The organism is Corallibacter sp., from assembly GCF_048381695.1.
In the GTDB taxonomy this organism is placed as follows: domain Bacteria; phylum Bacteroidota; class Bacteroidia; order Flavobacteriales; family Flavobacteriaceae; genus Corallibacter; species Corallibacter vietnamensis.
Window position 1 is genome coordinate 64,623 of record NZ_JBLXHI010000003.1, and the last position, 12,122, is coordinate 76,744.

General features: G+C 31.8%; 8 protein-coding genes and 3 tRNA genes. 6 read left to right on the plus strand and 5 right to left on the minus strand.

The window, feature by feature from the left end:
• On the minus strand, window positions 1–1,092 hold the full coding sequence (locus ACN5J3_RS06535; protein ID WP_418511194.1) for a glycoside hydrolase family 26 protein: 1,092 nt from the start codon (window positions 1,090–1,092) through the stop codon (window positions 1–3).
• Window positions 1,093–1,293: 201 nt separating this feature from the next.
• Between ACN5J3_RS06535 and ACN5J3_RS06540 the strand changes: the two genes are divergently transcribed.
• The 6 genes from ACN5J3_RS06540 (at window position 1,294) to ACN5J3_RS06565 (ending at window position 10,539) form a co-directional block, all read left to right on the plus strand.
• A complete protein-coding gene (locus tag ACN5J3_RS06540; protein ID WP_418509846.1) occupies window positions 1,294–2,172 on the plus strand; it encodes a helix-turn-helix domain-containing protein in 879 nt (292 codons plus the stop codon).
• A 273-nt stretch (window positions 2,173–2,445) separates the two neighbouring features.
• The gene (locus ACN5J3_RS06545; RefSeq protein ID WP_418511195.1) at window positions 2,446–5,613 is read left to right on the plus strand and encodes a SusC/RagA family TonB-linked outer membrane protein; all 3,168 of its coding nucleotides are present in this window, start codon (window positions 2,446–2,448) and stop codon (window positions 5,611–5,613) included.
• A gap of 10 nt (window positions 5,614–5,623) precedes the next feature.
• Window positions 5,624–7,189 carry a RagB/SusD family nutrient uptake outer membrane protein gene (locus ACN5J3_RS06550; RefSeq protein WP_417291013.1) on the plus strand — a complete coding sequence of 522 codons (1,566 nt, stop codon included), beginning with the start codon at window positions 5,624–5,626 and terminating at the stop codon, window positions 7,187–7,189.
• Between the two features lie 14 nt (window positions 7,190–7,203).
• Window positions 7,204–8,229 carry an IPT/TIG domain-containing protein gene (locus ACN5J3_RS06555; RefSeq protein ID WP_418511197.1) on the plus strand — a complete coding sequence of 342 codons (1,026 nt, stop codon included), beginning with the start codon at window positions 7,204–7,206 and terminating at the stop codon, window positions 8,227–8,229.
• 82 nt (window positions 8,230–8,311) lie between these two features.
• Complete coding sequence (locus ACN5J3_RS06560; protein ID WP_418511198.1) at window positions 8,312–9,514, plus strand: glycoside hydrolase family 27 protein; 1,203 nt, start codon at window positions 8,312–8,314, stop codon at window positions 9,512–9,514.
• A gap of 14 nt (window positions 9,515–9,528) precedes the next feature.
• Window positions 9,529–10,539, plus strand: a complete 1,011-nt coding sequence (locus ACN5J3_RS06565) for a LacI family DNA-binding transcriptional regulator (protein ID WP_418509850.1) — start codon at window positions 9,529–9,531, stop codon at window positions 10,537–10,539.
• A 5-nt stretch (window positions 10,540–10,544) separates the two neighbouring features.
• Here the strand turns inward: ACN5J3_RS06565 and ACN5J3_RS06570 are convergent, their stop codons facing one another.
• From ACN5J3_RS06570 to ACN5J3_RS06585, 4 genes are all read right to left on the minus strand, one after another.
• Window positions 10,545–11,549: a glycoside hydrolase family 5 protein gene (locus ACN5J3_RS06570; RefSeq protein WP_418511199.1), complete on the minus strand. Its 1,005-nt coding sequence runs from the start codon at window positions 11,547–11,549 to the stop codon at window positions 10,545–10,547.
• Window positions 11,550–11,691: 142 nt separating this feature from the next.
• Window positions 11,692–11,765 (minus strand) — tRNA-Arg (locus tag ACN5J3_RS06575).
• 28 nt (window positions 11,766–11,793) lie between these two features.
• Window positions 11,794–11,868: transfer RNA gene (locus tag ACN5J3_RS06580), tRNA-Pro, on the minus strand.
• Window positions 11,869–11,936: 68 nt separating this feature from the next.
• Window positions 11,937–12,020, minus strand: a tRNA-Ser gene (locus ACN5J3_RS06585).
• Window positions 12,021–12,122: the final 102 nt, after the last annotated feature.

The window sequence follows — 12,122 nt, forward strand, 5'->3', positions numbered from 1 at the left end:
TTAATTACTTAAGTCTTCTAAAAATAATGTTTTTGGTTTTTCCTTAAATGCTTTGAAATCTGAAGCGTTATGATGCTCTTTATAAGGTAGGTAATGATGCTTTTTGTTTGCATTACGCCAAAATAAAATCCAAGATGCTCCCGTGTTTTCAATATTAGGATATACTATTTTAGTAAACCAATTTTGGGTTTTTACTCCTTCGAGTCCTGTTTCAGTAAATGCAAATAATTTATTTTTTTTGTTTGCAATAGACTTTACAATGTTTAGGTCATTTACCACAGATTTTGCGAAGGCTTCAGAATCATTAAAATCATAAATGTCAATACCTAATATATCAACATATTCATCACCAGGATAGTACTTCATATAGTCGTCTTCTGGATTTAGCTTATTAGGAGAATATACATAAAGTAGGTTGTGTAAATTATGTTTATCTCGAAGTAGTTTCACGGTTTCCTGCCAAAGGGTTTTATAATCGGTAGCGCTACAATTACCTTCGCCCCACCAAAACCAAGAACCATTCATTTCATGAAAAGGCCTAAATATTATAGGAACCAATTCATTGTTAACTTTTAAAGACTTAAAAAAATCAGCTACTCTTTCAATCCATAACTCGTACTTAACCTTATATTTTTTATCTTTTAAAATTTTAGATACAGCAGGAGTTTTATCCCAAGAATTTCCAGCTGTTACAGGGTTATCTAGATGCCAACTTATAGTAATAAGACCACCTTGATTATGTGCTTTTATAATTAAATTTCTCATTGAGTCAAAAGAAACACTGTCTAGGTTGTATTTGTTATTTAGTTCAATATGTCCTATATCAAAACCATAAACAGCAGGTAAACTACCTGAAACTTGTTCTGCATCGCTTGTGATTGTTTTTTTATTCTCATCATACTTCCAGCCTACACCATATGATGTAGCATCTTGGTGCCCAATAGCAACTCCTTTTTTTGTGGAATAGAATAGTTTTTTGTGCACTTTTTTTAGGTTCATAGATGGATTTTCATCTACTAAATCTGGTTTTTTATATGTTTCATTATAGAAACTAGTACAAGAAAAGTTTAAAAAAAGTAAAAAAAGTATCATATATAGTTTTGAAGCACTATACAGATGTTTTATACTTAAAAATATGGCCATAAAGTATTTATTTGATAATTTTTTAGAAAAATATTATATAATTTATAATTTTACCGCTTAACAATTAATTAATATTCAAAAATAATAATACAGTTTACATATTGATGATATTATTTTATCAAATAATTAAAGGATTTTTACAGAATAATTATGGATATATTAAAAAAAGTACACAGGGAAATAACACCATTATCACCAGAGGATAGCTTTTTGGTTTTTGATAGAGTTAAAGATGATTTTGATTTTCCTATACATTTTCATCCAGAGTATGAGTTGAATTTTATTAGTAATGGAAAAGGTGTTAAGCGTGTTGTAGGTGATAACATTGAAGAGATTAATGATTTAGAGTTGGTGTTGGTTGGGCCTAATTTGCATCATGGCTGGTTAACACATAACTGTGAAGGAGGAGATATTCATGAGATTACGATTCAGTTTCATCAATATTTGTTTAATGATGAATTTTTATCTAGAAGAATAATGAAGCCTATTAAGGATATGTTTGATAGATCTATTCACGGTATTCTGTTTTCTGAAAAAGCAGCCTCTGATGTTAAATCTAGAATACTAAAACTCTCTAGAACAGATGGTATGGATTATTTTTTGGAGATAGTATCTATTTTATATGACCTAGCAAATTCAAGAAATCAAAGGCTTTTATCTTCTTATACTGTCAATAGGGAAAATTTTGAAAACAGTGATAAAATTAAAACGGTGTATGAGTATGTTCAAGAGAATTTTAGTAGTAAAATAACGCTTTCTGAAATATCTGAATTGGTGAATATGAGCAATGTTTCTTTTAATAGATTTATGAAAAAAAGAACAGGAAAAACATTTGTTGAATATGTTAATGACGTTAGAATAGGGTATGCTTCTATGTGGTTGTTAGAGAAAGATCGTAGTATATCTGAAATAGCTTTTAATTGCGGTTTTAATAATATAGCTAATTTTAATAGGGTTTTTAAAAAAATGAAAAACTGTACACCAAGTCAGTATAAGAGTGAGTTTTCTGGAATAAAACGTATCCTGTAATTACCTTGTACTATTTTAACATATTTGTTCGTTTTTAAAAGAATTATTTTTAATTATAACACTTGTATACAACCCTTTTTGTGTTAAATGTTAATAAAATGTTATCGAATTATAAAAAATTTTATTAGTAAATGACAAAATAATATTAACATGAACTTAACATTATATTTAATTTTGATTTTGACAAAAAACCACTCTATTAATTGTGTTATTTATAAATATAGTGGTTTAAAATAAATTATTATCAATCTTAACAAGACTAACACAAAAAACATGCAAAAAAATAATATTAAACCATTTTGTTTTAGGAAACGTAGTTATGCATTACTGTTCTTATTCTTTTTAGGATGTTTTGCCTTTTCTCAAAACAATATAAATGGAGTAGTGTCTGATGAAACTGGTATGCCATTGCCAGGAGTAAGTGTATTAGAAAAAGGAACAAGTAATGGAGTTGTTTCTGACTTTGATGGCAATTTTAATTTAACAGTAGGCGATAATGCAACAATAACCTTTAGTTTTTTAGGTTACAAAACTCAAGATGTTGTAGTTGGAGACCAAGAAGTTTTAACTATTACATTAAAAGAAAATTTAGAAAGCCTAGATGAAATCGTAGTTATAGGTTACGGAACTCAAAAAAGAAGTGATGTAAATAGTTCAGTTGCCTCAGTAAAATCAGAAGATTTAGAAGATTTAAAACAGGTCTCTGTAGATCAAATGCTACAAGGGAAAGTAGCAGGTGTTACCATTACAAATAGTTCAGGGAAGCCAGGTAGTGCAGCATCTGTTAGGATTCGTGGTGTAACATCAATTTCAGGAACCAATGAGCCATTGTACATTATTGATGGTATTCCTGTTTCAGGAGATGCAACTAATAGAGCTACTAGTGGTAGACCAATTGTTGGGACAGATTTCTCTTCTCAAGGAAATAATACTGTAAGCCCACTATCTATGATAAACCCTAATGATATAGAGTCTGTTGATGTTTTAAAAGATGCAGCAGCAACAGCTATTTACGGATCTAGAGGAGCAAACGGAGTAATTATCATAACAACAAAATCAGGTAAGAAAGGTATTGGTAAATTAAGTTATGAGGTTTATACAGGGTTTCAAGAAATTCCTAAAAGGTTAGAGACTATGAATTTACGCCAATATGCTATACTTCAGAATGCTTTAGCAGATCAATACGGATTAGAACCTAGACCAGAATTTGCGCAACCTAGTATTTTAGGAGAGGGAACAGATTGGCAAGATGAAATTTTCAGATCAGCTCTAATACAAAAGCATCAATTAGCATTTTCAGGTGGTAAGGAAGGAATTAGTTATTATTTATCAGGAGGTTACACTGACCAGAAAGGGACCGTTTTAGGTTCTGGATTTAAAAGGTATTCTGCAAGGTTAAATATTGACGCCCAAGTTAAACCTTGGTTAAAGACAGGAGCTAATTTAAGTGGAAGTATTACTAATGAAGATGTTATTGTAAATTCTAATTATAATGGTGTAATTTCAAATACATTGTTACAAGCGCCAGATATACCTGTTAGAAACCCAGATGGTGGTTTTGCAGGTCCTCCAGCTGATCAAGCTGTAAATTATTATAACCCAGTAGCTTTGGCTTTAAGTAAAACAAATGATTTAATAAGAAAAAACTTTTATGGAAACATATTTGCTGAAGCAAAAATAGTTGATGGTTTAAAATATAGAATGGAAATTGGTGCTAATACAGAGTTTTCAGAAAATAACGAGTTCACACCACAGTATAAGTGGGGAGAAAATGAAAATGTCTCAGCAGACTTAAATAAACGTAGACAAAATTGGTATTCAACAAACTTTAAAAACCTATTAACATATGATAAAACTTTTGGTAAGCACCATGTTACTGTTTTATTAGGAAACGAAATTAACGATACACATTGGGAAGGTATTATTGCCTATGCAACTGGGTTTTTATCAAACTCAATCCAAACTATAAGCGTTGCAGATGCAGATCAATCTACAGTTACAGATTACCAAGGTAGTCAGGCGTTGTTATCATTCTTTGGTCGTGCTATTTATGATTTTGATAACAGATATAGCTTGTCAGCTTCTTACAGAGCTGATGGCTCTTCAAAATTTGACCCAGCTGTAGAAGGAAAACAATGGGGATACTTCCCATCAATAGGTGTTTCTTGGAAATTATCTAATGAAGCCTTCATGGAAGGAACAAAAAAATACATAGACAACATTAAATTGCGTTTTGGATATGGAGAAACAGGAAATCAGCAAATACCTAATGGGAGATATAGTTCAAATTTAGCTGCTTTTGATGGTGGATTAGGTACAGGGTTTTTAGTATCTAATATTCCAAATCCAGATCTAACTTGGGAGTCTTTAGTGCAAAAAAATTACGGTATAGAATTTACGTTGTTTAATTCTAGTTTATCAGTAAATTTTGATTATTTCGACAAGCTATCTAAAGATTTCTTATTTCAAGTACCATTGCCTGATTATATAACAGGAGGTTTTGGTTATGAAGGAGGTGTTGAATCTCCATACAAAAACCTAGGTAGTATGAAAAACACTGGTTATGATATTTCTTTAAATTACAAATACTCAAAAGGAAAAGACTTTTCTTGGAACTCAACGCTTAATTTCTCACGCTATAAAAACGAAGTTACGTCAATACCTAGTGGTTTAGTGTTAACTCAAGATATAAATACAAATGGGTATAATAACATGGTTGTAACAAATACTCTAATAGGGCAGCCTGTAGGGATGTTTTACGGTTATATTAGTAACGGATTATTTAGAGATTTAGATGAATTGAACAATGCTCCACAACAATTTGAGCAAGGTGTTGGTCAAGCACCAGGAGAAACTTATTTGGGAGATGTTCGATATGTAGATGTAAATGGAGATGGTGTAGTAGATGAAGGTGATAGAACTTTCATAGGAAATCCACATCCAGATTTTACTTATGGTTTTTCTAACACATTTAAATATAAAAATATTGATTTATCAATTTTTGTACAAGGATCATACGGAAATGATATTCTTAATTTAACCAAGCGTAGCGGAACTACAAACTCATTATTATATCAAAACCAACTTGCTGAGGCTATAGATTTTTGGTCACCAAATAATCCAACAGCTTCTTATCCTAGACCAGTTTCAGGTGAGAATACAAATACATTTATTTCTGATAGGTATATTGAGGATGGCTCTTATTTAAGGATTCAAAATGTTACATTAGGATATAATTTACCTAATGATTTAATCTCTAGAATTAACATTAGTAAATTAAGAATTTATGCTAGTGGTCAAAACCTATTTACGTTTACAGATTATTCAGGTTATGATCCAGAAGTAGGTAGTACTAACCAAAACATTTTATTATCAGGAATAGATAATGGTAGGTATCCATCAAGTAGAACAATCTCTTTAGGTTTAAATGTAGAATTTTAAAAAAAAGAAAATGAAAAATATTATTAAAACTTATAACGTATTAAGTGTTATCTTTTTGTTGATGTTTGTTTCAGCATGTCAAGATGATTTTCTTGATAGACCTTCAGAAGATACACTAGCGCTAGATAACTTTTATAGTACAGATGCTCAAGTTCAATCAGCAACAAAAGCATTATATACTAGAACATGGTTTAACTTTCATAACAAAGCTTTCTTTGCAATAACAGAAGTTGGTTCAGGAAATATGTTTACTTATTCTTCTGATGTAAATGGTATGGTAAACTTTTCTTTAAATAGCACAGACCCTGAACTGTTTAATGCATGGAAATCATTATGGTCTAATATAGCACAAGCTAACACATTAATAAACTTTTTAGAAGAAAGAGTTGGTTCTGGTGTTAGTCCAGATGTTGTTCAAAACGCAATAGGAGAAGCTTATTTTATTAGAGCTACATCTTATTTTTATTTAGTAAGACTTTGGGGGCCAGTTCCTATTATTGAGAATAATTTAGATCATGTAGATAGCCCACAAATAAACACAAATTATGTAGAAGATATTTACACTTTTATTGTGTCAGATTATCAAAATGCCATTTCAAGACTTGTAGAAAAAGTAAGAGGAGCTAATTATGCAAACAATGGGCATGTTTCAAAAGGGTCTGCAAAGGCAATGCTAGCTAAAGTATATTTGTACCTTCAAGACTACCCAAATGCAAAACTATATGCTGAAGAAGTTATTAATTCAGGTGAGTTTAAGTTGTATGGTGGTGAAGAATTACCTTCTAAAACATTTGGAGATTTATTTCTATATGCAAACAATAATAATGAAGAATCTATTTTTGCTTTACAGTGGAAAGCAAGTGGTACTTATGGTACAGGTAGTAACTGTAACACACAATTTGGATATACTTCAAATGTTACAAATGCAACATATGGAGGTGTTTTTGCGCCCTCTCAAGATATTTTAGATATTTATGAGGCACAAGATTTAAGAAGAAAAGAAACCTTTATGCTTCCTGGTGATGAATACCCTAACATTCTTACAGGAGATGGTTCAAGCCTTATTGTTCCTGATGATATCAATCCACAAGGAGCTGGTGCTGGTATAAAAAAGTATGTTGTAGGTAGATTAAATGGAGATATAACTGGTCCGGTTGATGCTTGGGGCATGATGGGAAATAACACTTATATAATGAGGTATGCCGAGTTATTGTTAATTCATGCAGAAGCTATAATGGGAGGAGCAGGAGTGACATCAGATCAAGCAGCATTAGAATCATTTAATAAAATCCGAAGAAGAGCAGGTTTTTCTCAAGGTCAAGATTATTCTTCTATAACTTTTGATGATATTTTATTAGAAAGAAGAAGAGAGTTAGCTTTTGAGGGAGACTATTGGTTTGATTTAGGTAGAATACCAAGAAGTCAAGCTATAAACATTTTAAGTAATCAAAACAGAGGAGATAGTGTTACGGCAGCATATTACACACCTTCAGAAAGTGATTTTTATATGCCTTATCCAGACGGTGATGTTGCAAAAAATCCATTATTGTTAGAACCTCCAGTACCTTATTATTAATAAAAAAAATGAATATGAAAAATTTAAAATTTAAACGCAATGGCTTAATACTAGTCATGATATTATCACTAGTTGCTTTTTTTTCATGTGATAGCGATGATGATAATGATTTAGAAGGACAACCTCCAGTAATAAATAGTGTTAGTACGGCTGTAGGAAATGAGCAAACAGATGTAGGGTTTGCTAACAATATGTATGTAATACGAGGTTTGGGGTTTGCATCTACTCAAAAAGTGTTTTTTAATGAAGTAGATACATATTTTAATGCAACATTAGTAACAGATAAGGTGATTATTGTTCAAATAGATGAAGACACACCGTATTTAGATACTACAAACGAATTAAAAGTTGTTACAGCAAACGGTACAGCAACCTATCCTTTTATAGTTGCTCCACCAGCACCAAGGTTAAAAAGTTTTAACCCTGTTAATGCGGCTGATGGTGAAACAATAACAATATATGGCTCATTTTTTATAGATCCAGTTGTAACAGTTGGAGATGTAGAGGTTGAAGTATTAAACCTTTCTATAAATGAGTTTCAAATTGTTTTGCCTTCAGGGTCTGATAGAGAATACATTAGCGTAGAAACTATTTCAGGTAATAGTGTTTCTCAATATGCAATAGGAACAGCAATTTATGATGATATATGGTATGATGGCTGGGATATTGAGTCATGGAATAATCAAGAATACATAACTAATGGAGATGCCGCTCAAGGACTAACTTACTTTAAAAAAGATATGACAGGATGGGATAACATACAAGGAAACTGGTCTTGGAATGATCAATTAGAAGGATATTCAGGTATTCGCTTTAGTGTAAGAGCTGATGAACCAGGTAAATTAAAGTTTGTCTTTAATGGAAACTGGGATGATGCTACGGCTCCAAACTTTGATGTAACTACCGAGTGGGTACAACAAGAGTTTACATGGGAAGAGTTGCAAAATGCAACATTTGTTCAGAATATATCATTCCAAGAATATACAGGAAATGGTGGTGTATATCACTTTGATAATTTTGGTTATGTACTAGAAGAATAAAATTTTATAATTAATTTGAATCAGTAATTTAAAAGAGCCTTTATGATCTTCATAAGGGTTCTTTTTTAATAAATAATTTATAATGAAAAAAATACTTTTTTTAATTTATATCATAGGTAGTATTTGTTATTCTCAAAAGTTTGAAAATTTAGCTGAAACACCACCATTAGGATGGAATAGTTGGAACACTTTTGCAACAGATATAGACGAGCAATTGGTAAAGGATATAGCAGATCAATTTGTAGAACTTGGTCTTAAAGATGCTGGTTACGAATATATTGTTTTAGACGATGGCTGGATGGCAAAAGAGCGTGATAAGAATGGAAACTTAATGGCGCATCCAGACAAATTTCCTAGTGGAATGAAAGCGTTAGCAGATTATATTCATTCTAAAGGTCTTAAATTTGGACTCTATAACTGTGCAGGTGCAACCACATGTGCTGGCTATCCAGGAAGTAGAGGTCATGAGTATCAAGACGCTATACTTTACGCTTCTTGGGATGTAGATTATTTAAAATATGATTGGTGTGATACAGATAAGTTAAATGCTGAAGGAGCTTATATAACTATGAGAGACGCAATAAAATCAGCAGGAAGACCAATTGTTTTTAGTATTTGCGAATGGGGAGATAATGAGCCATGGAAATGGGCAAAAGATGTTGGTCATTCATGGAGAGTTACTGGTGATATTGTAAACTGTTGGGATTGTGAGTTAGGACACGGATCATGGGCATCTTTTGGTGTTTGGAAAATAATAAACTTACGAAAAAACATTCGTAAAGCAGCTGGTCCGGGACATTGGAATGATTTTGATATGATGGAAGTAGGTAATGGCATGACAGATGCAGAAGATAGATCACACTTTGCTATGTGGAGTATGCTAGCTTCTCCTTTAATTTTAGGAAATGACTTAAGAACTATTTCAAAAGAAACATTGAAGACCATTTCAAACAAAAATGTTATAGCTGTAAATCAAGACCCTTTAGGTATTCAAGGATTTAGATTTTTAAACGAAAACAATATTGAAATATGGGTAAAACCTCTAGATAATGAATCTTGGGCAATGGTTTTTGTTAATATGAATAATGAACCTATAAACCTTAATTTTGATTGGAATAAGCACATGATAGGTGATGATATTAATAATAGAATACTAGATGTTAAGCATAATGTTTATAAAATAAACGATTTATTTAATAACACTTCATTGGGAAATACATCAAAAAAATTAAAAGCAACTATCGGTGTTCATGATGTATTAATGATTAAATTGCAAAAGTCTTAAAAAATGTAATACTTATGCAATCTAAAATAACCTTAAAAGATTTAGCTAATCTTGCAGGAGTTTCAATTTCAACGGTCTCTAAAGCATTAAATGATAGCCCTGAAATAGGAGAGAAAACCCGTGTAAAAATCAAAGAAATTGCAGAGTCTTATAATTATGTTCCTAATAACATTGCAAGAAGTTTAAAATCTAAATCAACTAAAATAATTGGGGTTATTATACCTGCAATTTTATTGGAGTTTTTCAGTAAGGTGTTGTATGGCATAGAGATGGAAGCTACTAGGTTGGGTTATAAAATTGTAATTTGCCTATCAAATGAAAGCCATCAAAAAGAGGTTGAAAGCATAGATACATTTATAAATGGTAGTGTTGATGGAATCATATTATCTGTAGCAGAAGAAACACAAAAAATTAAAGACTATTCACATTTTCAGAAAACATTAAAATATAACGTACCTATGGTTATGTTTGACAGGGTAATAGATGAGATTACCTGTGATAAAGTTACTGTAGATGATTTTGATGGCGCTTTTAAAGCAACAAATTTTTTGTTAGAAATAGGGTGTGAAAATGTTGTGTTTTTAAATGTAATATCAAATATAAGCGTAGGACAATTAAGAGAACAAGGTTATGTTTCAGCAATGCAAAAATCTGATAGAGAGGTGAAAATATTAACACCTCAACATTATAATGAAATAGAAAAAGAGCTATTACCAGTTTTTAAAAATGAAAAGATTGATGCTATATTAGCAGCAGACGAGTACTCTGCTGTTTTAGCTATGAATGTAGCAAGAATGAATGGATATGATATTCCAAAAGATATTTCGGTTATAGGGTTTACCAATGGCCTTATTTCTGAACACGCAATACCATCATTAACAGTCGTAAGTCAACATGCTGAAAATATTGGTAAACAAGCGGTTTCTTCGCTTATAAATCGTTTAGAAAGTGAAACTTCAACAGAAACAACAAATACCGTAGTTAAAACAAACATTGTTGAAAGAAATTCTACAAGACGAAAGTAATCAAATTAGTACTTGTAACTTTGTAGTTTTTTCTTGAAGTATTTACCATGTCTTGACGGCGTATATTTATCGTCTGTATATAACCTAGGTGCCCATTCTTTGTCAAAAACCCATATTAAATAAGAGATGCCATTTTCATCACAATAATTGGTAATTGCATCACCATAAGATTCATCGCTTATAACAGGAGAATGCGCTCCAGGGTCTTCAGGGCCACAAAAACCAATTTCAGTTAAAATCACAGGGTATGTTTTTTTTACAAAGCCCCAATCTTTTGTCCATTGTGACTCCCAAGGTTTTTCTCGTTTTTGAGGGTAAGGATGGCTTACATAAGCAATGCCTTCTATATTTAATGGTTTTTCTTTTACAGGTGTTAAATCATAAGCCCAATTAAAACCAGCAACAAGAGGAATGCCTTCACCGCCATTTGCACGGATTATTTTTATCATTTCAATATTTAAATCACTCCAATACTCCCAAGTTATAGAGCCTAGTTCGCCATTATAAGTAGTTGGTTCATTAAATAACTCGTAAAATGCTACAGTAGGATTGTTTCCGTATCGTTTTGCTATAATTCTCCAGAAATTAAATGTTTCTTTTTTTGATGTATCATACATATCATCTTGATACATTTCAGTTCTTAAATTACCAATACTATGCCAGTCAATTATAACATACATGTTTAGTTCTTTAGCCCAAGTAATACCTTTATCTAGAAGTTCTAAATATGCTTTTTTACCACGTTTATTCCATGCGGTTGGATGCACAGGAAATCTAACCAAGTTTGCTCCCCAAGATTTAATTTCTTCAAAATAAGATTTATTCCATAGTCCGTCGTTTTCTAGTTTATCAGGATCACTGGTGTTTAAGCCTCTGAAAATAATAGTTTCACCATTATCTTTTATAAACGTGTTTTCTTTTACTAGAATTCTATTAATATCATTTTGTGATAGAATAGGAGTAATGGTGAAAAAAAGAAGTATGATAATGCTTATTTTAGAAAAAGTCATATGTTATTTTTTTCTAAAATTAATTAAAAATAGAGTAGTGTAGTTATACTATTTTGTCAAATTGAGATAGTTTTTTTTGAAGTGAATTATTACAGTGGTTAATATAAGAAAAAGCCTTACTAAAAATTAGTAAGGCTTTATGTGATCGCGACAGGATTCGAACCTGTGACCGTCTGCTTAGAAGGCAGATGCTCTATCCAGCTGAGCTACGCGACCATTCAAGGATTAAACCTGAATAAAAAAGTCGGGGTGGCAGGATTCGAACCTGCGACCTCCGCGTCCCAAACGCGGCGCGATAACCGGGCTACGCTACACCCCGAGTTGAGATAAAAATATCAAATAGACATTTTTATAAAAAACCACCGGTAATTGGTTTTTTAAACTCTGCGGAGAGACGGGGATTCGAACCCCGGCAACACTTACGCGTTGACAGATTAGCAATCTGCTCCATTACCACTCTGGCACCTCTCCAATACATTTTGTAAAGAACGTTCTTTAAATGCGGATGCAAATGTAAGTTTTCAAACCAAAGAACGCAACTATTTTTCCAATTTTTTACGTAAAAATTTATAA